This window comes from Streptomyces sp. NPDC048211, assembly GCF_043202315.1.
In the GTDB taxonomy this organism is placed as follows: domain Bacteria; phylum Actinomycetota; class Actinomycetes; order Streptomycetales; family Streptomycetaceae; genus Streptomyces.
In genome coordinates, this window is sequence record NZ_JBIDAD010000005.1 from 403,486 (window position 1) to 425,523 (window position 22,038).

Here is a 22,038-nt window from a genome sequence, read left to right on the forward strand (position 1 = left end):
TCGGCCCTCGCCTACGCCTTCGTCGTCGGGGCCCCCTCCGCCCGAGCCTCTCCGTCCTCGCGGGCCAGGCGGTTCGGCCACCACACACGGGGACCGATGTCGAGGAAGAGCGACGTGACGAGGACGGACCGGACGACGAACGTGTCCAGCAGCACTCCCAGGGCCACCGCGAAACCGATCTCCGCGAAGACCACGACCGGCAGGGTGCCCAGCGCCGCGAAGGTGCCCGCGAGCACCAGCCCGGCGGAGGTGATGACCGCACCGGTGGCCGCGAGACCTGCCACCACGCCCGCACGGGTGCCCTGGTGGACGGCCTCCTCGCGGATCCTCGTCGACAGGAAGATGTTGTAGTCGATACCGAGAGCCACGAGAAAGACGAAGACGAAGAGCGGGAAGTCCGTGGATTCGCCCGCGTAGTCGAAGACGTGGCGGAAGGCCAGCGCGCTGATGCCGAGTGCGGCGGCGAAGGACAGCACCACCGTCGCGACCAGCAGCACAGGCGCCACCACCGCGCGCAGCAGCAGTCCCAGGATGATCAGCACCACCAGCAGCACCAGCGGAATGATCAGCAGGTTGTCGTGCCGGGTGGCGGCGTCCATGTCGACCAGGGCGGCGGTGCTGCCGCCCACCTGGGCCTCGGCCCCCGGCACCCGGTGCACCGCGTCGCGGACCCGTTCCACCGTGTCCTTGGCCGCGTCGCTGTCGCCCGGATCCGTCATCGTCGCCTCGAAGATGACCTGGCCGTTCGCCTCGGGCCGGGCTCCGGGCGGCGTGCCGACCGAACCGGGTACCACGCCCGGGGTCGTCGCCACCACGGCCCGTACCGCGGCGGCTCGGTCGGCGGCGGCGACGATCACCAGGGGATCGCCGCTGCCCCCGGGGAAGTACCGGTCCTGGACCTCCTGGCCGGTGATCGAGTCCGGCTTGCCGGTGAACGAGTCGGCATTGCTGAGACCGGAGGCGCGCAGCTGCGTCAGCCCCAGCGACAGGGCGGCCAGCACCAGCGCGGTGATGATCCAGATCGTGCGGGGGCGGCGCGCCTGCCGTTTGCCCATCCGCGCCCAGAAGCCGCGCTCGGTCGGCTCGGCCGAGCCGAAGTGCGGGATCACCGGCCAGAAGACCCACCGGCCGAAGATCACCAGCAGCGCCGGCAGGAGCGTGAGCATGGCGACCAGGGCGACCGCCACACCGATCGCGGCCACCGGCCCGAGCCCCCGCGTCGAGTTCATCTCCGCGACCAGCAGCACCAGCATGCCGAGCACCACGGTGCCGCTGCTCGCCAGCACGGCCGGCCCGGCCCGGTGCAGCGCCCGGGCCATCGCCTCGTGCCGGTCCTCGTGACGGCGCAGTTCCTCCCGGTAGCGGGCCACGAGGAGCAGGGCGTAGTCCGTGCCCGCGCCGAACACCAGCACTGTGAGGATGCCCGCGCTCTGGCCGTTCACGGTGAGACCCGCGTGCGCGGCGAGCAGGTAGATCACCGCCTGCGCGCTGAACAGCGCGGCCACGACCGCGATCACGGGCAGCACAAGCAGGGTGGGGCTGCGGTAGGTGATCAGCAGCATCACGATCACCACGGCCAGTGCGGCGAACAGCAGCGTCGAGTCGATGCCCGAGAAGGCCTCCGCGGAGTCGGCCGTGACCCCGCCGGGGCCGGTCACGTGCACGGCGAGACCACCGCCGCTCTTCCCCACGATCTCCCGGATGTCGTCGACCGCCGGGCCGATCTGTTCCCAGCCCTCCTCGCCCATCGTGACGGGCACGAAGACCTGCGCGGCCGAGGGCGCGGTCTGCTGGTCGTAGACGGGCCCACGGGTCTGCGCACCCCGCACGCCGTGCGCGTGCAGCGCACGCAACTGCCGGGTGTCCTCGGTGATCCGGGAACGGTCCGCCCCGGTCAGGCCGCCTTCGCGGGCGTACACGACGATGGCGGTGATGACCTCGGGCCGGAAGTCCTTCGAACTCTCCAGGACCTGGGTGGACTCCGCGCTGCTCGGCAGCCAGGACGTGGCGTCGTTGTCCTGGGCGTCGGTGAGTTTCTGCGCGAGCGGCGCCGCCACGACGAGGACGATCAGCCACAACGCCACGACCAGCCATTTGGTGCGCCGGCCGCAGATGAGGGCGGCCACCCCCGGCCGTCGGCGCTGTTCTACGTCCGGCATGCCACTCCCCGTACTTCGTCATGAGCGACGTCGTCATCGAGGGGGAGAGCGGCGCCGGAGAGGCCCGCACAGCGCCGATACCGCAACGTCACCCGCTCCCAGGTTCCGTGCCGGTGACAGTAGACGGCATGCGGCGGGGTGCCCCGGCGACATGCCGCCGGGGCGCTGCCGGGCCCCGGTTGGACTATCCGGTGGCGGCCGCACGCGGACGTGCCGGTGTGCAGCCGCCACCGGACGCCCGGTGCACGTGGGCCTCAGCCCTTGACCGTGAAGCCCGCCCGCAGCAGCGCGTCGTCGCGCGACGACGGGCCGACGAGGAGCTCGAAAGCGCCGGGCTCGACGATCCGCCTGCCCTCGGCATCCACGAGCGTGCAGTCGGCGACCGGCAGTTCGATGACGACCTCCCGGGACTCACCGGGTGCCAGCGACACCTGGCGGTACGCCTTGAGCTCCTTCTCCGCCCAGGTCACCGAGGTCACCGTGTCGCTGATGTAGGCCTGCACGGTCTCCCGTACGGGACGCTCACCGGCGTTGCGGACGACGACGCGTGCCCGCAGCGTGTCACCCCGGCCGAGAACGTCGGTGAGCACCTCCAGGTCCGTGTACGTGACCGTCGTGTAGCTGAGACCCTCGCCGAAGACGAACGCCGGACGCTGCGTCAGGTCGGCGTAGCGGGTGCCGTGCTGGCCGCGTACCTGGTTGTAGTACGTCGGCTGCTGCCCCGCATGACGGGCGAAGGAGATGGGCAGCCGCCCCGACGGTTCGATGAGGCCGAGGGCCAGTTCGGCCACGGCCGTGCCGCCTTGCATGCCCGGGTTGAAGGCGTGCACGATCGCCGCGGCGCTGTGGGCGGACGGCGGCAGGACGAGCGGCTTGGAACTGATGACGACCACGACGACCGGCTTGCCCGTCGCGACGAGCGCGTCGAGCAGCGCGACCTGGCCGCCGATCAGCTCCAGGGTCGCCGTGGAGCGGCCCTCGCCGATGAGTTCGATGCGGTCACCCACGACCGCGACGACGTAGTCGGCGGCCTCCGCCGCCGCGACGGCCTCGGCGATCATGGTCTCGGACGGCTCCGCCGGGACGACGATCTCCGGCCGCGGCTGCCCGTCGGGGAAGAAGGCGCCCTCCGGGTCCGGGCCTACGGTGAGGATGTCGGCGCCCCTGGCGTGCGTGACGGTCCAGCCGTCCGGCACCTGCTCGCGGAACCCGTCCAGCACGGTACGGATCATGGCGCGCGGATGACCGTCCGGCAGCCAGTCCGCCTGCCCCGACGAGCCCGCCCAGTCGCCGAGCTGGGTCTGCGCGTCGTCGGCGTTGGGCCCGATGACCGCGACCGTGCGCGGCGCGGATCCGGCACCCGCGACCGCGCGGCCGCCGGGACCGGCATCGAACCCGCCGGCCAGCGGCAGCGTGCCGTCATTGGCCAGCAGCACCAGCGAGCGGCGCGCCGCCTCGAGGTTCAGCCCGGCGTGGGCGGCGCTGCCGATGACCGCGGCCTGGCGCTCACGGTCGGGGTGGCGGGGATTCTCGAACAGACCCAGCTCGAACTTGAGCGTGAGGATGCGCCGGACCGCGGCGTCGATCTCCGCCTCGTCGAGCGTGCCCGCCGCCACCGCCTCCTGCGCCCCGCCGAAGAAGGCGGGTGTCGTCATCACCACGTCGTTGCCCGCGCGGACCGCCGCGGCGGCCGCCTGCGTGTGGTCGGCGTACACATGCTGCTCCCACACCATGCGGCCGACGTTGTCCCAGTCGGTCACCAGGGTTCCGGTGTAACCCCACTCGCCGCGCAGCACCTCGTTCAGCAGCCAGTTGTTGACCGTGACCGGTACACCGTCCATGGACTGGTAGCCGAGCATGAACGTCCGGCAGCCCTCGCGGGCGACCCGCTCGAACGGCGGCAGGAACCATGAACGCAGCTTGCGCCGCGAGATGTCCGCCTCGCTGGCGTCCCGGCCGCCCTGGGTCTCGGAGTACCCCGCGAAGTGCTTGGCGCACGCGAGGATCGCCGTCGGGTCGTCCAGTCCGTCGCCCTGGTAGCCGCGCACCATCGCGGAGGCGAGCTCGCCGATGAGGAAGGGGTCCTCGCCGAACGTCTCGCTGACCCGGCCCCAGCGCAGGTCCCGGGTGATGCACAGGACCGGCGAGAACGTCCAGTGCACGCCGGTGGCGGCCACCTCGACGGCCGTCGCCCGGCCGATGCGCTCCACCAGCTCCGGGTCCCAGGTCGCCGCCATGCCGAGCTGGGTGGGAAAGATCGTGGCCCCCTCCCAGAAGGAGTGGCCGTGGATGCAGTCCTCCGCGACGAGCAGGGGGATCCGCAACCGGGTCCGTTCGGTGAGCGCGGCCGCCTCCAGGACCCGGTCGGGCGAGGCGTGGAGGATCGAACCCGCGTGCATCTCCTCGATGAGGCTGCGCACCCCGTCCTTCGCGTTCAGTTGGAGCATCTGGCCGACCTTCTCCGGCAGCGTCATCCGGCCGACGAGGTCGGCGACGCGCTCCGGGACGGACAGTGCGGGGTCGAGGTAGGGCAGGGAGGAGCCCACGGGAGTTCCTTTCACAGCGTCGGCGGGATGGCGCGGCACGGGCACAACTCAGCCGCAGGTAGCCACCGTACGCTGAATCCCGACCGGGTGGTAAGTATATGAGGGCGAGACGGTACGCAGGGGTGCCGTCCGACGGACCGGGAGAGTGGCGAGTGACGGGTGAGGCGCGTCGTGGCTACGCGAAGGGCCGCGCCAAGCGCGAGGAGATCCTCGACCAGGCGATGGCCATGTTCGGTGAGGTCGGCTACCGCGGTGCCTCGCTGCGTGTGATCGCGACGCGTTGCGGCATCTCGCACCCGGGCTTGCTGCACCATTTCCCCACGAAGGGGTCGCTTCTCCTCGCGGTTCTCGAACACCGGGACGAGGTGGACGGGGAGTGGTTCTCCGTCGGCGAACCCAGCGGTGTGGACTGCCTGCGCCGGCTGGTCGACCTCGCCGTGCTGAACACGGAACGGCGGGGGATCGTCGAGCTGTTCTCCGTACTCGCCGCCGAGGCCACCTCCGCCGAGCACCCGGCGCACGCCTATTTCGTCGAGCGGTACCGCGATCTGGTGCGGACCACCGCGGTCTCGTACGGGGAGGCGCGCGACGCGGGGGCCCTGCGGGACGGGATCGACCCCGCAGAGGCGGCGCAGCAGCTGGTCGCGCTGATGGACGGGCTCCAGACGCAGTGGCTCCTCAGTGGCTGCACGACGGACATGGCAGGGGTGTTGCGCGCCCATCTGCGGGCGCAGCTGACCGTGCCGCTCTGAGCGGGCGGCGGTCCGCCGGGCGGGCCGAGGGCGGCCGTCCGGAGGGGGAATGCGACCCTCCGCTTGAGGAGAGCGTGCCGGGCGGTGCCGGGCCTCTTTACGGCCTTGTCATGTGCCGGTAACTTCCTGCCTGCAAGAGATTGCAGCAAAATTCCGGCTGAATTTTCAGGCGGAACGCACTCCCATCGCTCGGACCTTGAGGCGCGTCAGGGTTTCCGGCGGGACGGCGCAGGTCCCCGATCCCTGTGCCCTGGACGCCACGGCTGTGCCGCTGTCGTGGCCCTTCCCTGGAGACACCGATGAAACGCACCCCTCACCGGCTGCTGAGACGCCCGCTCGCGGCAGCCACGGCCGCGGCCGCGGTGCTCGGTCTGCTGACCGCGCTGCCCGCGAGCCGTGGCCTCGACGCGCGGCCCGTCGCCGCAGCCGAGAACTCCACCACCGTCTTCTACTACACGAAGACGAAGAACTGGGCCGCGTACAAGCTGCATTACGCACCGGACGGCGGTTCCTGGACCACCGTGCCCGGTGTCGCGATGGAAGCCGCCTGCACCGACTGGGTCAAGAAGACCGTGCCGCTCGGGACCGCCGCGGGGCTCGATGCGACCTTCAACAACGGCTCGGGCGTCTGGGACAACAACGCCGGCAAGAACTACGACCTGGGCACCGGGAACATCACCGTCAAGGACGGGGTCGTGGCCCACAGCGATCCGTGCGCGGGCGGCACCGACCCGGAGCCGAGCCCGAGTCCCACCGACAGCGCCGCCACCACCGCCACGGTGTACTACTCGACCGCCACCGTCGGATGGACCACCACCAACCTGCACTACCAGCCCGCGGGCGGCTCCTGGACCGCGGTGCCCGGCGTCGGGATGGAACCCGCCTGCACCGGCTGGGTGAAGAAGACGGTCGATCTCGCAACCGCCGCCTCGATGCAGGCGGCGTTCAACAACGGCAACGGCGTCTGGGACAACAACAACGGCGGCAACTACACGATCCCGTCCGGCGTCAGCACTGTGAAGGACCGGGCCGTCGTCAAGGACGCCAAGGACCCGTGCGTGGCCGAACCGGCGGACACCGAGGCGCCGACCGTACCCACGGGCGTGACGGCCAAGGCCGACGGGGTCGGGACCGTGGTGACCTGGGAACCCTCCACCGACAACAAGAAGGTGACCACGTACCAGGTCACCCGGACCGGTGGCACGAAGGGCAGCGTCGTCACGGACGTGACCTCGACCGTGTTCTCCGAGGCGAACCTGGAGGAGAACACCGCCTACACCTACACCGTCAAGGCGGCCGACGCGGCGGGCAACACCTCCGCCGCCTCCGCGCCGGCGAAGGCGACCACGGGGGACAAGCCGCCGGCCGCGGCCCAGGGCAAGCCGCTGGGCACCGATCCGCGCAAGGACCCGATCTACTTCGTCCTGACCGCCCGCTTCAACGACGGCGACTCGAGCAACAACCGGGGCGGCAACCAGGACGTGAAGTCCGGCAACGCGGCCAATAACGACCCCATGTTCCGCGGGGACTTCAAGGGGCTGGTCAAGAAGCTCGACTACATCAAGGGTCTCGGCTTCTCGGCCATCTGGATCACCCCGGTCGTCCTCAACCGGTCGGACTACGACTACCACGGCTACCACGGGTACGACTTCTACAAGGTCGACCCGCGCCTGGAGTCCGCCGGTGCCTCGTACCAGGACCTCATCAACGCCGCCCACGCCAAGGGCATCAAGATCTACCAGGACGTCGTCTACAACCACTCCTCGCGCTGGGGCGCCAAGGGCCTTTTCACCCCGACCGTCTACGGCGTGCGGGACAGCCAGTGGAGCTGGTACTACGACGAGAAGCAGGACGGCTTCGAGTACGACGGCCTGACCATCGACCCCAAGACGGGCAAGTCGTACTACAACGGCGACCTGTGGTCGACCGCGGAACCGGCCGGCAACACCTGTGTGGACTGGGGCAAGCCCACGCAGTACACCTCTCCGGAGGGCTACCGGATCTACAACTGCCAGTGGCCGAACCCGACGTCGGGCATGTTCCCGAAGCAGTACTACCACAACTGCTGGCTGGGCAACTGGGAGGGCGAGGACTCCCGTTCCTGCTGGCTTCACGACGACCTGGCCGACTTCAACACCGAGTCCGCGCCCGTCCAGAACTACCTGATCGGCGCCTACGACAAGTACATCGACATGGGCGTCGACGGCTTCCGGATCGACACGGCGGTCCACATCCCGCGCACCACCTGGAACCGCCGCTTCCTGCCCGCCATCCTGGAGCGCGTCACCCAGCAGTTCGGAGCCGAGGCCGCGAAGAACTTCATGGTCTTCGGCGAGGTCGGCGCGTTCGTCAACGACAAGTGGAACCGCGGCTCGGTCAACCACTCCGCACAGTTCTTCACCTGGAAGGAGCGCAAGGAGTACGACGCCGACGACGCCAAGGCCGCGCTCGAGATGTACGACTACGAGGAGAAGCTCGGCACCGGGGCACAGCCGACCTCCACCAACGCGTTCCTGGACGGGAACAGCTACCACACCCCCGACCACAGCCAGTTCTCCGGCATGAACATCATCGACATGCGCATGCACATGAACTTCGGTGATGCCCCGAACGCGTTCAACAACGGCAAGGACTCCGACGACTCGACGAACGACGCCACGTACAACGTCGTCTACGTCGACAGCCACGACTACGGCCCCAACAAGAGCAGCGAACGCTACGCGGGCGGCACCGACGCCTGGGCCGAGAACATGGCCCTGATGTGGACCTTCCGCGGCATCCCGACCCTCTACTACGGATCGGAGATCGAGTTCCAGGCCGGCAAGAAGATCGACTGCGGTCCCACCTGTCCGCTGGCCACCACCGGCCGCGCCTACTACGGCGACCACCTCGCGGGCGACGTCACGTCCTCCGAGTTCTCCAAGGTCGACTCCGCCACCGGTGAGGTCGCCAACACCCTGGCCAAGCCCCTGGTCAAGCACGTCCAGCGGCTCAACGAGATCCGCAGGGCCGTCCCCGCCCTGCAGATGGGCCAGTACTCCACCGAGGGCATCACCGGACAGATGGCGTACAAGCGCCGCTACACCAGCGGGACGACGGACAGCTTCGCACTCGTCACCGTCACCGGCGGGGCCTCGTACACCGGGATCCCCAACGGCACCTACAAGGACGCCGTCACCGGTGACACGCAGGTCGTCACCGACGGAAAGCTCACCGTCGCCGCCCCCGGCAAGGGCAACATGCGCGTCTACGTGCTGAACGGGCCGGGCAGGATCGGTACAGCGGGCCCGTATCTGAAGTAGGAGCAGGCGGGAAACAGCGGCGCTCCAGCCGCGCAGTACGTGCCCCGGCGGGCCGGTGAGTCCGGACCGCCGGGGCACGCGCGCACGCCGCGACGGCTACGAACCGCCGCCGTCCGCCGCCAGCAGGGCTTCGCGGCCGATCATGGCGCTCGAGCCGGGAGCCGTACAGGCGAAGGCGCCCGCCACCGCGCCCAGACGGGCGGACCCGAGGGCGTCCCGGCCGTCGAGCCGTCCGTACAGGAACCCGGTGACGAACGCGTCGCCCGCGCCGTTGCTGTCCACCACCGGCGCCGGCGGAACCGTCGCCGGAACGTGGACCGGATCAGGGCCTCCGTCTCGGGTGAGGATGTAGGACCCCGCCGCGCCGTCCGTGGCGACGACCGTGCCGGCACGGCCCTCACGCACGATCTCCCGCATCACCGAGGGGGCGCGGTCGCCCGTCGCAGCCGCGCTGAAGAAGACGAGATCGGACCGGAGGGCGAACTCCCGCTGATGGTCGTTCAGCCCGTCCCAGTCGTGCAGATCGGTGGAGACCGGGATGCCGAGGGCCTCGATGTCGTCGTAGAGGAAGCGCGTGAAGTTCATGATGGACAGATGGACGTGGCGGGCCCGCCGCAGCCGGGGGAGATAGAAGTCCTGCGGCATCCGCAGATCCTCCGGGTCGCGGGCATCGTAGAACGACATCCGACGCCCGGTCGCGTCCACCAGGTTCACCGCACGACGGGTGCCCGCCGCCGAGATCAGCGGATGGAACTCCACATCGCCCTTGGCCAGTCGCTCGCGCACCTGCACACCGGTCCAGTCGTCGCCGATGCAGTCGAGCAGCGCGACGTCCAGCCCCAGCGCACGGGCGCCGAGCGCCACATTGCCCCCGGTATGGCCGGGCCACTCCTCGATCGGGCCGACCATGACCGAGTCGGCGAGCGGGACCGGCAGGGCGTCGACGCGGACGATGGTGTCCACCCCGCTGCCGCCGACCACCAAGACGTCGTATTCCGTGAGTTGTCGAACCACTGTGCCGCCTCTCTGTTCCCGCCGTGGCCAGTATGACCGAGGGCCCGTCACACATATCCGTCCCACCCGCGGGTCCGGAATGTGAACAACACCGTGCCGTGCGAGGCCTTAGGGTGGGTGGTGCAGCTGGTTCGCCCCTGTCCGCCAGGCAGGTGCGTCGCAAGAGGGAACCCGGTGGGAATCCGGGACTGCCCCGCAGCGGTGAGCGGGAACGACCGCCGTCATACGCACTGGATCCGAAGGGTCCGGGAAGCGACGGCCAGTAGGTGTCTGCCTCGGCAGACGTGCCCGCGAGTCCGAAGACCTGCCCGTTGCCCGCAACCGAACCCTCGGATGCGGAGATCTCGGTGACCTCGTGGGCGGGTCGGCGGCAGACAGCGGGTGGACGGGCACCGGGACGGTGCGGCGATCCGCCCGGTCCGTCACCCCTTCGCGCCCTCGACCCGATCCGGGATCCGCAGGAGACACGCTCGCGAAGGAGAGCTACGTGACATCCGAACCCACCACGGCGACGGCAGCGGCCACCGTGTTCGGCTACCCCCGCCAGGGCCATCACCGCGAACTGAAGAAAGCCGTCGAGGGCTACTGGAAGGGCGGCGTCACCGCCGAATCCCTCCGGGAGTCGGCCGCCGCCCTGCGCCGGGCGAACTGGGAGGAACTCGCGGCCGCCGGAATCGGTGAACTCCCCACCGGTGACTTCTCCCTCTACGACCACGTCCTGGACACCAGCGTCATGGTCGGTGCGATCCCGGACCGCCACCGGACCGCCGTGGAGGCCGATCCCCTGGACGGGTACTTCGCGATGGCCCGCGGCAGCCGGGAGGCGGCCCCGCTGGAGATGACCAAGTGGTTCGACACCAACTACCACTACCTGGTCCCCGAACTGGGCCCCGAAACGGTGTTCACCGCCGACTCCGGCAAGCAGGTCGCCGAGTTCCGCGAAGCCGCCCGCCTCGGCATGACGGGCCGGCCCGTCCTCGTCGGCCCCGTCACCTACCTCCTGCTGGCCAAGGCGGCCCCCGGCGCCCCAGCGGACTTCGACCCGCTGTCCCTCCTGGACCGGCTGCTGCCCGTGTACGCCGAGGTACTCGCCGACCTCAGGGCGGCGGGAGCCGCTTGGGCGCAGCTCGACGAGCCCGCCCTCGTCCAGGACCGCACGCCGGCGGAGCTGGACGCCGTCGCCCGCGCCTACGACCGGCTGGGCGGGTCGGACGACCGGCCGAAGCTCTTGGTCGCCTCCTACTTCGGGCGCCTCGGCACCGCCCTGCCCGTCCTGGCCCGGACTCCGGTCGAGGGACTGGCCCTCGACTTCACCGAATCCGGCGCCGCCAACCTCGCCGATCTCGCAGCCGCCGGCGGGCTGCCGGGCAAGCGGCTGGTCGCGGGCGTCGTCAGCGGCCGCAATATCTGGATCAACGACCTGGAGAAGTCACTCGCGACGCTGGGAACCCTGCTCGGTCTCGCCGGCCGGGTCGACGTCTCGGCCTCCTGCTCACTGCTGCACGTCCCCCTGGACGCCGATGCCGAGCGCGGCATCGACCCCCGGATCGGGCGATGGCTCGCCTTCGCCCGCCAGAAGACCGCCGAACTGGCCGTCCTCGCCCGCGGTCTCACCCGGGGCACGGGTGCCGTCGCGGCCGAACTCGCCACGAACCGGGCGGCCCTGGCCTCCCGCGCAGGGTCCACGCTGACCCGCGACCCGGCCGTGCGGGCCCGCGCCGCCGCCGTCACCGACGCGGACGGGCGCCGCTCGCAGCCGTACGCCGAGCGGACCGGTCTCCAGCGTGCGCATCTCGGGCTCCCCCTGCTGCCGACCACCACGATCGGATCCTTTCCGCAGACGGACGACCTGCGCACCGCGCGGGCCGACCTGCGGGCCGGCCGGCTCGACGGCCCCGGCTACGACAAGCGGATCGAGGCCGAGATCCGGGAGGTGATCTCCTTCCAGGAGGAGACCGGACTCGACGTCCTGGTGCACGGTGAGCCCGAACGCAACGACATGGTCCAGTACTTCGCCGAGCAGCTCACCGGCTACCTCGCCACCCGGCACGGCTGGGTCCAGTCCTACGGCACCCGCTATGTCCGCCCTCCGGTGCTGGCCGGCGACATCTCACGGCCGGACCCGATGACCGTCCGCTGGACCTCGTACGCGCAGTCCCTGACCACGCGCCCCGTCAAGGGCATGCTCACCGGGCCCGTCACCATGCTCGCCTGGTCGTTCGTCCGCGACGACCAGCCGCTCGCCGAGACCGCCCGCCAGGTGGCCCTGGCCCTCCGCGACGAGGTAGCCGACCTGGAGGCGGGCGGCACCTCGGTCATCCAGGTCGACGAACCCGCCCTGCGCGAGACCCTGCCGCTGCGGGCTGCCGAACACGCCGCCTACCTGGCGTGGGCCACCGAGGCGTTCCGCCTGACCACGGGCGGCGTACGGCCACAGACCCAGATCCATACCCACATGTGCTACGCCGAGTTCGGCGACATCATCCGCGCCATCGACGACCTCGACGCCGACGTCATCAGCCTGGAAGCGGCCCGCTCCCACATGGAGGTCGCCCGGGAGCTCGCCGATCACGGCTACCCGCGCGAGGCGGGACCCGGTGTCTACGACATCCACTCGCCGCGGGTGCCGAGCGCCGAGGAGGCGGCCGCCCTGCTGCGTACCGGACTCGACGCCCTGGGCGTGGACCGGCTGTGGGCCAACCCCGACTGCGGGCTCAAGACCCGGGGCTGGCCGGAGACCCGCGCCTCGCTGGTGAACCTCGTCGCGGCGGCTCGCACGGTCCGGGCGGAGGTGTCCACCGGCGGTACCGCCTGACCGGTGCCGGGGCCGGGGCAACCGCCACCCGGCGGACCCCGGTCCCGGCCCGCAGGCAGGCCTCCGGGCAGGCCCCGGCCTCCGGGCGGGCGGTCCGGTGGGAAGAGGGGGCCGCGCGGGACGCGGCCCCGGCCGGCATTCTCTGCGCGCGGCCCGGACCTCCGCTGGCTATGGTCGATCAGGGGCCATCGACCCGAACCGTGGAGGACCCTCATGTTCCCGCTGCCCGAACCGCGCGACATCCCGCCGCGCATCGCCACCGGCGCGTTCATCCTCAACTCCGGCCTGGGCAAGCTCAAGGCCGACGAAGCGACCCAGCAGGGGTTGCACGGCATGGCCTGCACGGCCTACCCCTTCCTCAAGAAGATCGAGCCCGACCGGTTCACCCGGTTGCTCGCCTGGTCGGAGATCGCGGTCGGCAGCACTCTGCTGGTCCCCTTCGTGCCGACCAGGCTCGCCGGGCTGGCCCTCACCGGATTCTCGGGCGGCCTGCTCGGCCTGTACCTGCGAGTACCCGGGATGCGTGAACCCGGCAGCCTGCGTCCGAGCCAGGACGGCGTACCGCTGGCCAAGGACTCCTGGATGTTCGGCATCGGCCTGGGCTTCCTCGGGGCGGGCCCGCACCGGGGAAGCGCGGCTTCGCACCGTTGTCGCCGGCACCGCGGTCGCGCACGCTGACCCAGCCGGTCTCAGTCACGCACCCGGGCCACCAGCAGCGCCACGTCGTCATGGCCCCGGGGGTCGCGCAGCTCGCGCAGCAAGCGGTCGCAGGACTCCTCCAGCGACGGATCCGGATCGCGCAACAGCCCGAGCAGGACGTCCAGCCGGCCGTCGATGTCGGTGTTCCGGGTCTCCACCAGGCCGTCCGTGTACAGCACGAGCCGGTCGCCGGGCGCGAGCGGCACGGTGACGTCGCTGAACGGCACGCCGCCCACACCGAGCGGCGCCCCGGCCGGCAGTTCGAGCAGACGCGGCGCCCCGCCCCTGGGGATCAGCACCGGCGGAAGGTGGCCCGCGGTACTCATCCGGCACAGCCCGGCGGCCGGGTCGTACACCGCGTACAGGCAGGTGGCGAACGGCGGGTCCAGATCGGCGGTGATCTCGTCGAGGTGCCCCAGCACCTCGGCGGGCTGCAGGCCGAGCCTGGACAGCGTCTGGGTGGCGGTACGCAGCCGCCCCATGGTGGTGGCCGCGTTGATGCCGCTGCCCATCACATCACCCACCACCAGCGCGGTCCGCCCGTGCCGGAGCCCGGTGACGTCGAACCAGTCCCCGCCGACCTCGTACCGCGAAGCGGCCGGCTGGTAGCGGGACGCCACTTCCAGACCCACCGGATCGTGGTGGTCGCGCGGCAGCATGCTGCGCTGGAGGGTCAGCGCAACCTCCCGCTGCTGCCGGTACAGCCGCGCGTTGTCGATCCCGATGGCCGCACGGGCAGCCAGCTCGCACGCCAGCACCTCGTCGTCCTCGGTGAACGGCAGCGGATTGTCCGTCCGGATGAGGTCGATCGCGCCCAGGACCTCGCCCCGGGCGATCAGCGGCACCGCCAGGTAGGAGTGCGCCCCCGCACGGGCGAGCAGCGCGGCCGAGCGGCTGTCGCGGGCGATGCGCGAGAGTATCCCCGCGTCGAGGTACGGCTCCCGGACCGGCCGGGCCGTCCGCACACACCGGGTGATCAGCCGGTCGGCACCGTACTGCGCGGCGTGGCCCGGCGGATCGGCCGCCTCCACGACGGGGTTCGGCCGCGCGGCGACGATCGCCAGCGCCTGGATGAGGAGCGGCCCCTCGGTCACGCCGGGGCGGCCCTTCAGCACACTGTCCAGGACATCGACCGCGGCCACGTCGGCGAGCTCCGGCACCGTGACCTCCGCCAGCTCCCGGGCCGTCTGCTCCAGATCCAGCGTGGTGCCGATCCGGACCGAGGCGTCGGCGATCAGCGCCAGGCGGTGCCGGGCGCGTTCCGCCTCGGCAGCCGCCCGGTAGCGGTCGGTCACATCGATGAGCGATACGGCGATCCCGAGCACCCGGCCGCCGGAATCGTCCAGCCGGTACAGCGACACCCTCCAGGCACGGTCGGTTTCCGGATCGGCCGGGGTACGGCCCGCCACCTCGTGCGACACCTGCGGTACACCGCTCGCGAGGACCTCACGCATCGCCGCCTCGATGACATCGGAGCCCAGGAACGGCAGCACCTCGCCCACCCGGCGGCCCAGGTGCTCGGTGGAAGTCAGCCCGTCCAACTCCTCCACCGCGGGATTGGCGGCCAGACAGCGCAGGTCGCTGTCCAGGACCGCCAGGCCGATCGGTGACTGGTCGACCAGGCGCACGGACAGGGCCAGGCCGCGTTCGACCTCGCGCAGCGTCGCCCCGTCCGCGGCCAGCCCCAGCGCGTAGAAGTCACCGCGGTCGTCCTGAAGCCGCATGTTGCGGAACTCCAGGAGCCTGGCGGTGCCGTTCTTGTGCCGTACGGGAAAGACGCCCGCCCACACTTCTCCGCTGCTCATCACCTCCGCGAACAGCCTCAGCACCAGCTCGAAGTGTTCCTCGTCGACCAGCACCTGGGCGGCGAACCGGCCCAGCGCCTCGTCGGGCGCGTAACCGAGCAGCTGCTCCGCCTGCGGACTCCACAGCACGATGCGCCCCTCGGTGTCCAGCACCATCGCGGCGACCCCGAGGACGTCCAGCAGACCCCCCTCGGGGGAGCGGTGCACACCCTCCCGGCGGGCGTCTCCCCAGCCGGTCCGCATGTCATCAGTGCCGCCCACGGACCATCCTTCCCATGCCGTCACCGCGCCCGGACGCAGGCCCGCTGTCTCCCATGGTCGCCCCGGAGCCACTGCCCCCGCAGCTTCGACGGCCGCGGAGCGTGTGCCGCAGGGGGTTTCGAAAGCCCGAAGGCGGTCACCCGCAGCGTACGGAGCCGAACGCACCCACACGACCGTCAGGAGAGTGAGATCCCATGGAGAACTGGCGCACACACGCGGCCTGCCGCGACGAGGACCCCGACCTGTTCTTCCCCATCGGAAGCACCGGGCCGGCGCTGGTGCAGACCGAGGACGCCAAGGGGGTGTGCCGAGGCTGTCCCGTACGGGAGGAATGCCTGCGGTGGGCCCTGGAGAACGGCCAGGACGCCGGTGTGTGGGGTGGCCTCGACGAGGTCGAGCGCCGCGCGCTGAAGCGCCGCTCGCGCAGGCGGACCAAGGAACAGGGCTGACCGCGAGGGCATCGTCACACCGGGTGGACCGCGCTTCCGCTTGGTGATTCCACGTCCTGCGGGTACACGTGAGATATGGACACCACGACCTGGATCGTCATCGCCGCGGTTCTCGTGCTGCTCACCATGGGCGTCGCGGCCGTCCTTCTGGTGCGGGTCCTGCGGGCCCGGAAACTGCTGACCGACGCCGGGATCCCGCTGCACAGCAAGGCGCTGTTCTGGGCGGCGGTGCTCTACACCGTGTCGCCCGTCGACCTGCTGCCGGACCCCGTCTACCTCGACGACATCGGCTTCCTGCTGCTCGCCCTGCGTTCCCTGCACTCCGCCGCACGGGCGGCCGGGGTGGGGACGGGCAGGCGCCGGGAGCAGCCGGTGGAGTCCCGGAGCCTGGTGCCGTAAGGCAGCGGGCCGCACCGCAGGCGGGGGAGCGAGGTCCGGATTCCGGGCGTTCGCGCGACCCCGTGGAATCGATCCCGTCCCGCTCGTTGACACCGGAACGGGCACACGTCACTCTCCTGGGAGAGCGCTCTCCCATTCGTTTAGGGACATTGATCCCGCACTCTTCTGCCAGGAGAGAATGTGCACAGAGCTTGCGCAGCCCTGCCCGCGAGACCGCGTCCGGGCACGCTGTTGATCACTCTTCTCGCCCTTCTCGCGTCGTCGCTCGTGATGCTGACGGCGCCCCCCGCGCGAGCCGCGGAGTCGCTCCTCTCGCAAGGAAAGAGCGCCACCGCCTCATCCCAGGAGGGGGACGGCTACGCGGCCTCCGCCGCCGTGGACGGAAATCTGAGCGGCACCCGCTGGGCCAGTGAATGGCGCGACCCGCAGTGGATCCAGGTGGACCTGGGCGCCACCGCCGACCTCAGCAGGGTCGTACTGACCTGGGAGTCCGCCTACGGCAAGGCCTACCAGATCCAGGCGTCCGACAACGGATCGGACTGGCGCACCCTGAAGACCGTGACCGACGGCGACGGCGGCACGGACGACCTCGCCGTCTCCGGGTCGGGCCGGTACGTCCGCATGTACGGCACCGCCCGCGCCGGCGGCTACGGCTACTCCCTGTGGGAGTTCCAGGTGTACGGCGGCACCACCGGCACGCCTCCCGGCACGGGCGGCGCCGTCCGCGTCACCGGATCGCAGGGCAACTGGCAGCTGACCGTCGACGGCAAGCCCTACCAGGTCAAGGGCCTGACCTGGGGCCCGTCCGTTGCCGATGCGGCGCGCTATCTGCCGGACCTGAAGTCGATGGGCGTCAACACGATCCGTACCTGGGGTACCGACGGTTCCTCGAAGCCGCTGCTGGACGAGGCCGCGGCCAACGGCATCCGGGTCGTCAGCGGTTTCTGGCTCCAGCCGGGCGGCGGTCCGGGCAGCGGAGGGTGCGTCAACTACCTCACCGACGACGCCTACAAGTCGTCGTCGCTCACCGAGTTCGCCAAGTGGGTCGACACCTACAAGAACCACCCCGGCGTCCTCATGTGGAACGTCGGCAACGAGTCGGTCCTCGGCCTCCAGAACTGCTACAGCGGTGACGAACTGGAGAAGCAGCGCAACGCCTACACCACCTTCGTCAACGACGTGGCGAAGAAGATCCACACCATCGACCCGAACCACCCGGTGACCTCGACCGACGCCTGGACGGGCGCCTGGCCCTACTACAAGCGCAACGCCCCCGACCTCGACCTGTACTCGGTCAACTCCTACGGCGACATCTGCGGGGTCCGCGGCGCCTGGGATGCCGGCGGCTACACCAAGCCCTACATCATCACCGAGGGCGGCCCGGCCGGTGAGTGGGAGGTGGCCGACGACGCCAACGGCGTCCCGGACGAGCCCACCGACGTCCAGAAGGCCGAGGGCTACACCAAGGCCTGGAACTGCATCACCGCCCACCAGGGCGTCGCGCTGGGTGCCACGCTCTTCCACTACGGCACGGAGCACGACTTCGGCGGCGTGTGGTTCAACGTGGTGCCGGACGGCAAGAAGAGGCTCTCGTACTACGCCCTGAAGAAGGCGTACGCGGGCTCCACGGCCGGGGACAACACCCCGCCGGTCATCAGCAACATGACCGTGCAGAACGCCAACGGCGCCCCTGCCGGCAAGGAGTTCACCGTGCGTGCCGACGTCCGTGACCCGGACAACGACACGCTGACGTACAAGATCTATCTGAGCGGCAACTACGCGACCGGTGACAAGGCCCTGGTCGAGGCGGCCTGGCGGTCCACGGGCAACGGCACCTTCGCGGTGAAGGCGCCGGAGCGGCTCGGGGTGTGGAAGGTCTACATCCAGGCCGAGGACGGACACGGCAACGCCGGTATCGAGACCAAGTCGGTGAAGGTCGTGGTGCCCCCGGTCACGGGTACCAACCTTGCCCTGGGACGGCCGGCCACCGCCAGCTCCGCCCAGGCCGGCAGCACCGGCTGCCCCTGCACCGCCGCGATGGCGGTCGACGGCAGGATGGACACCCGCTGGGCCAGTGACTGGAGCGACCCGCAGTCGATCCAGGTCGACCTCGGTGAGCGCAAGTCCTTCCGCCACCTCCAGCTGGTCTGGGACCCGGCCTATGCGAAGGCGTACGAGGTTCTGGTCTCGGACGACGGCAGCAACTGGCGCTCGGTGTACTCCACCACCAGCGGCAATGGCGACGCCGACGACATCGACCTCGCGCAGACCGCCCGCTACGTGAAGCTCAACCTCACGCAACGGGGCACGGGTTGGGGCTACTCCCTGTGGGAGCTCGGCATCTACACCTGACCGAGGGGCAGCGCCGGTGAGGGCGGGGGTGGCCCCCTCACCGGCGCGGTCCGCCGCGGTGCGTGTCGATGGCGGGGCACGGGCGGGGCAGCGGCCAAGGTGAGGACATGAACGTCGCAGACATCCTGACCGATGGATACACCCGCATCAGGGAGACCGTGCACGCCGCCGTCGAGGGTCTCGAACCGGACGACCTCAACGCCCGCCTCGACGACGGGGCGAACTCGATCGCCTGGCTGGTCTGGCACCTGACCCGCGTCCAGGACGACCACCTCGCGGACGCGGCGGGGTCCGAGCAGGTCTGGTTCACCGAGGACTGGGCCACACGTTTCGATCTCCCCGTCGCCAAGGGCGCGACCGGCTACGGACACAGCAGCAAACAGGTCGGCACCGTCCGGGTGGACTCCGCCGACCTGCTGCTCGGCTACCACGACGCCGTGTACGAACGGTCGGCCGGCTTCATCCGGGGACTCGACGGCAAGGCGCTCGACCGTATCGTCGACGAGGCGTGGTCACCGCCCGTCACCCTCGGCGTCCGGCTGGTCAGCGTCCTGTCGGACGACCTCCAGCACGCCGGGCAGGCGGCCTTCGTGCGCGGCTGCCTGGAACGCCGGTAGGACCGGACCTGCCCGGACGCGGCGGGGCGGCCGGTCCGAGAGACGCGGCGGGAGCGTGCCGCCACGGTCGCCCCGCCGCGTCCGACGGGCCGGTGCATCCTCATCGCCGGACGACAACGGACACCCCCGGGCCGAGGAGGGAACCGGCCCGGGGGCGCCGGCGCACGGTCAGCCGAAGCCGGGAGCCGGGGCGGTGGCGTTGAGGGCCGTCACGATCGTCTCCTCCTCGTATCCGAAGTGGGACTCCAGCCGTTCCGCCAGCTGCTCCAGGTCGGCGCGCAGCCGCACGGGATCGGTTTCGCCGGGTACGAAGCCGTCGACGAGCCGCTGGATGTCGTCCTGCAGCCGCGCCACCACCGTGTGCTCCTCGCCGAGCTGTGCCAGTGCCGGGGCGAGGGCCGGGAACTGCTTGGCGAGCATCGGGAACACGGCCATGTCCTCGCCGCCGTGATGCTTCGTCAGCGCTCCGCAGAAGTCGCGGCAGTGGGCGCGCATCTGCTGGGCGAGGTCCGGCCGCGTCCGGTCGATCGGGTCTGTGCCTCCCTCGATCATCCGGTCCGCCTGGGTGCGGAGCGTCCTGAGCTCCTGGCGCAGCCAGTCGTGCACCTCGACGATCCAGTCGCCCATGCCCTTGACCCGCTCCTCGCCGGGCCGGGGACCGATCCGGTGCAGTACGACGACCGGGATGGCCCGGGTCGTCCTGGCCTGGTGGCCGGCGTACCCCGGCGCCTCGGCGATCACCCGGTCGAAGAGCGTGTCCCGCTCCCGGCCCGGCGGGGTGGCGGCGATCGCCCGGTAGGTGTCGGTGCCCGTCTCGACCGTCACGATCGGGTTCCTGCGGATGTTGTGGTACCACGCGGGATGCTTGTCGGCGCCATTCGCGGACGCGACGACGATCCCTTTCCCGTCGAATTCGAGATACCCCAGGATGCTCTCCCTGTGCAGGCCGCTCCTGGCTCCGACGGTTGTCAGCACGGCCAGTTTCCAGCCCTCGAACATGCCGCTCATCTTGCCGCTGTTCGCCCGGAACTCGGAGATGACCTGACGCTGGAACTCATTGACGTCGACGCCTGCCCAGGTCTCGGTGCGTGCTTCCCAGGCCTCGGCCTGTTCCTTGCTCATGCGTTGCCTTCCGCGTCGATCGACCGCGAAGGAGGGCCACGCCACCGGAAATCGACACAGAAGTACCCCGCATGCTTACGCAGTGAATATGGGCGCAGTAATCCCAGGAAAGGGATGGACGAGCTGCGAGAGACGGACCATGCCGATCTCTGTAATGGCTGAGTAGCCGCTACCTCCATGCGTAGGCCCATACGGGGCTCAAAGGCAACGTAACATCGTCCCCGCCGATCGAGCAATGTCACGGGGTACGGGCAACCGCGATCCGGCGGGCCGGAGTTGGGTCCGGTGCCGGGGCCGGCCTCGGCACCGGATCCGGGTTCCGTTATGCGGCCGGCGGACGGGGCGCACCGCGCGTGCGGGCGTAGTGGCCCGGACCGGTCCCCACGACGCGCTTGAAGTGGCGCGTCAGATGGGACTGGTCGTAGAACCCCACCGCGCTCGCCACCTCCGACGCCGGCAGCCCCTGGAGCAGCAGCCGGCGGGCGAGATCGACGCGGCGCCCCGTCACGTACTGGTGCGGTGCCATTCCGAACTCGCGGCTGAAGGCCCGCACCAGATGCGCGTGATGGGCGTGCAGCCGCAGCGCCGCCTCCTGGAGCGCGATGCCTTCCACGAACCGTTCGTCGAGCAGGTCCCGCAGCCGGTGCGCGATCCTGCGGTCGTGGACGTATCGCACGGGCTCCGGACGACTGCGCAGATGCTGGTCGAGGCGTTCGGCGACGAGAGCGAGACGGCTCGCCGCCTCCAGTTCGTCACCCGGTCCGGCGAGCGTCGTGTGGAGGCGGTCGATCCGGCGGCGCAGAGCGGGATCGTGCAGGACGGGCCGGTCCACCGCCATGCCGACGAGGGATTCGTCGACCTGAGCGACGTCGAGGTACAGCACGCGCTTGCGGAATCCCGCTGCGGTGGCAGCGCCACCGTTGTGCGGAACGTGCGGTGGCAGCAGTGTCACCACATCGGTGAGGACTCCGTGCTCGTGGTGGTCCAGGTCGTAGCGGACCATGCCCTCGTCCACGAGGAGCAGCGTCCAGGCGTCGTGCGTGTGCATCGGGTAGGTGTGGTCGGTGAACCGGGCGTGGAAGACCTCTTCGATTCCCGCCACGTCCGGACGCCACGCGGTGATGTCCGGACGTGCAGCCATGAGCCGATCGTACGCCCGACGGCGGTGCCGCCGGTCCGGCCGGGGTGCCGGGGAGGGGGGCCGTGCAAAGTTCGTACAAGACGGGGCGGCGCACGGCCCGGCAGGCTCGTGACCATGACAGACGAACTCGCCCCCGTCCGCTTCGACACCAAGATCGCCGTACTGCTCAGGGAGGACCTGGAGAACTGGCAGCGGCTGAACGTGACGGCCTTCCTGGTCAGTGGGCTCGGTACGGCCGTTCCCGAAGTGATCGGCGAGCCGTACACCGACGCCGACGACACTCCCTACCTGCCGATGTTCCGGCAGCCGGTCATGGTCTTCGAAGGCCCGAAGGAACTGCTGACCACGGCGCACACCCGCGCGGTCGGCCGGGGCGTCACCCTGTCCGTCTTCACCTCCGACCTCTTCGCGACGGGCAACGACCGGGACAACCGGGCCGCTGTCCGTGCGGTGCGGCGGGACGGCATGGATCTGGTCGGGCTGGCCGTGTACGGACCCCGCAACGCCGTGGACAAGATCATGAAGGGTGCGTCCATGCATCCCTGAGCACGGCTGCCCGCGTGTGGGACACCGTGGCGGCCGGCGGGCGGAGGCCCGTCGGCCGA

Annotated in this window: 15 protein-coding genes and 1 riboswitch; of the genes, 9 read left to right on the forward strand and 6 right to left on the reverse strand. The window is 70.7% G+C overall.

From position 1 onward, the window contains the following. Positions 1 to 11 precede the first annotated feature (11 nt). The gene (locus ACGFZA_RS21390; protein ID WP_393681087.1) at positions 12 to 2,159 is read right to left on the reverse strand and encodes an MMPL family transporter; all 2,148 of its coding nucleotides are present in this window, start codon (positions 2,157 to 2,159) and stop codon (positions 12 to 14) included. 254 nt (positions 2,160 to 2,413) lie between these two features. Further along, entirely contained in the window at positions 2,414 to 4,705 is a 2,292-nt protein-coding gene (locus ACGFZA_RS21395) for a glycoside hydrolase family 3 N-terminal domain-containing protein (RefSeq protein ID WP_393681089.1), read from the reverse strand. Positions 4,706 to 4,857: 152 nt separating this feature from the next. Between ACGFZA_RS21395 and ACGFZA_RS21400 the strand changes: the two genes are divergently transcribed. Further along, entirely contained in the window at positions 4,858 to 5,457 is a 600-nt protein-coding gene (locus ACGFZA_RS21400; RefSeq protein ID WP_393681091.1) for a TetR/AcrR family transcriptional regulator, read from the forward strand. Between the two features lie 299 nt (positions 5,458 to 5,756). Beyond that, positions 5,757 to 8,759 carry a carbohydrate binding domain-containing protein gene (locus tag ACGFZA_RS21405; protein WP_393681093.1) on the forward strand — a complete coding sequence of 1,001 codons (3,003 nt, stop codon included), beginning with the start codon at positions 5,757 to 5,759 and terminating at the stop codon, positions 8,757 to 8,759. A gap of 96 nt (positions 8,760 to 8,855) precedes the next feature. Here ACGFZA_RS21405 and ACGFZA_RS21410 read toward each other — a convergent pair whose 3' ends face one another. Continuing rightward, entirely contained in the window at positions 8,856 to 9,773 is a 918-nt protein-coding gene (locus tag ACGFZA_RS21410; protein ID WP_393681095.1) for a carbohydrate kinase family protein, read from the reverse strand. Positions 9,774 to 9,883: 110 nt separating this feature from the next. Then, positions 9,884 to 10,100, forward strand: a riboswitch (cobalamin riboswitch). Between the two features lie 160 nt (positions 10,101 to 10,260). On the opposite strand from ACGFZA_RS21410, the gene metE reads away from it, so the two are divergent. Both metE and ACGFZA_RS21420 read left to right on the forward strand, forming a co-directional pair. Beyond that, positions 10,261 to 12,588, forward strand: a complete 2,328-nt coding sequence (gene metE / locus ACGFZA_RS21415; protein WP_385273958.1) for a 5-methyltetrahydropteroyltriglutamate--homocysteine S-methyltransferase — start codon at positions 10,261 to 10,263, stop codon at positions 12,586 to 12,588. 213 nt (positions 12,589 to 12,801) lie between these two features. After that, a complete protein-coding gene (locus tag ACGFZA_RS21420) occupies positions 12,802 to 13,266 on the forward strand; it encodes a hypothetical protein (protein WP_385273956.1) in 465 nt (154 codons plus the stop codon). Positions 13,267 to 13,277: 11 nt separating this feature from the next. Here ACGFZA_RS21420 and ACGFZA_RS21425 read toward each other — a convergent pair whose 3' ends face one another. Next, entirely contained in the window at positions 13,278 to 15,335 is a 2,058-nt protein-coding gene (locus ACGFZA_RS21425; protein WP_393681355.1) for a SpoIIE family protein phosphatase, read from the reverse strand. Positions 15,336 to 15,547: 212 nt separating this feature from the next. Between ACGFZA_RS21425 and ACGFZA_RS21430 the strand changes: the two genes are divergently transcribed. The 4 genes from ACGFZA_RS21430 to ACGFZA_RS21445 all read left to right on the forward strand — a co-directional run bounded on the left by ACGFZA_RS21430 (position 15,548) and on the right by ACGFZA_RS21445 (position 19,170). Next, positions 15,548 to 15,802: a WhiB family transcriptional regulator gene (locus ACGFZA_RS21430; protein ID WP_385273953.1), complete on the forward strand. Its 255-nt coding sequence runs from the start codon at positions 15,548 to 15,550 to the stop codon at positions 15,800 to 15,802. 75 nt (positions 15,803 to 15,877) lie between these two features. Beyond that, positions 15,878 to 16,201 (forward strand): YkvA family protein, encoded by a 324-nt coding sequence (locus tag ACGFZA_RS21435; protein WP_385273950.1) that lies wholly within the window; start codon positions 15,878 to 15,880, stop codon positions 16,199 to 16,201. A 180-nt stretch (positions 16,202 to 16,381) separates the two neighbouring features. Further along, positions 16,382 to 18,553, forward strand: a complete 2,172-nt coding sequence (locus ACGFZA_RS21440) for a discoidin domain-containing protein (RefSeq protein WP_385273947.1) — start codon at positions 16,382 to 16,384, stop codon at positions 18,551 to 18,553. Between the two features lie 107 nt (positions 18,554 to 18,660). Beyond that, a complete protein-coding gene (locus ACGFZA_RS21445; protein ID WP_393681099.1) occupies positions 18,661 to 19,170 on the forward strand; it encodes a DUF664 domain-containing protein in 510 nt (169 codons plus the stop codon). A gap of 168 nt (positions 19,171 to 19,338) precedes the next feature. Here the strand turns inward: ACGFZA_RS21445 and ACGFZA_RS21450 are convergent, their stop codons facing one another. Beyond that, positions 19,339 to 20,292, reverse strand: a complete 954-nt coding sequence (locus ACGFZA_RS21450) for a nitroreductase/quinone reductase family protein (RefSeq protein WP_393681101.1) — start codon at positions 20,290 to 20,292, stop codon at positions 19,339 to 19,341. Between the two features lie 322 nt (positions 20,293 to 20,614). Next, positions 20,615 to 21,433, reverse strand: a complete 819-nt coding sequence (locus tag ACGFZA_RS21455) for an AraC family transcriptional regulator (protein WP_385273938.1) — start codon at positions 21,431 to 21,433, stop codon at positions 20,615 to 20,617. A 114-nt stretch (positions 21,434 to 21,547) separates the two neighbouring features. Between ACGFZA_RS21455 and ACGFZA_RS21460 the strand changes: the two genes are divergently transcribed. Beyond that, on the forward strand, positions 21,548 to 21,979 hold the full coding sequence (locus ACGFZA_RS21460; protein ID WP_385273935.1) for a DUF2000 family protein: 432 nt from the start codon (positions 21,548 to 21,550) through the stop codon (positions 21,977 to 21,979). Positions 21,980 to 22,038: the final 59 nt, after the last annotated feature.

Bases quoted from the DNA above. Each gene is read 5' to 3' on its own strand.
- ACGFZA_RS21390 (WP_393681087.1), bottom strand. From the start codon at position 2,159: ATGCCGGACGTAGAACAGCGCCGACGGCCGGGGGTGGCCGCCCTCATC.
- ACGFZA_RS21405 (WP_393681093.1), top strand. From the start codon at position 5,757: ATGAAACGCACCCCTCACCGGCTGCTGAGACGCCCGCTCGCGGCAGCC.
- ACGFZA_RS21420 (WP_385273956.1), top strand. From the start codon at position 12,802: ATGTTCCCGCTGCCCGAACCGCGCGACATCCCGCCGCGCATCGCCACC.
- ACGFZA_RS21425 (WP_393681355.1), bottom strand. From the start codon at position 15,335: ATGCGGACCGGCTGGGGAGACGCCCGCCGGGAGGGTGTGCACCGCTCC.
- ACGFZA_RS21430 (WP_385273953.1), top strand. From the start codon at position 15,548: ATGGAGAACTGGCGCACACACGCGGCCTGCCGCGACGAGGACCCCGAC.
- ACGFZA_RS21435 (WP_385273950.1), top strand. From the start codon at position 15,878: ATGGACACCACGACCTGGATCGTCATCGCCGCGGTTCTCGTGCTGCTC.
- ACGFZA_RS21445 (WP_393681099.1), top strand. From the start codon at position 18,661: ATGAACGTCGCAGACATCCTGACCGATGGATACACCCGCATCAGGGAG.
- ACGFZA_RS21450 (WP_393681101.1), bottom strand. From the start codon at position 20,292: ATGAGCAAGGAACAGGCCGAGGCCTGGGAAGCACGCACCGAGACCTGG.
- ACGFZA_RS21455 (WP_385273938.1), bottom strand. From the start codon at position 21,433: ATGGCTGCACGTCCGGACATCACCGCGTGGCGTCCGGACGTGGCGGGA.
- ACGFZA_RS21460 (WP_385273935.1), top strand. From the start codon at position 21,548: ATGACAGACGAACTCGCCCCCGTCCGCTTCGACACCAAGATCGCCGTA.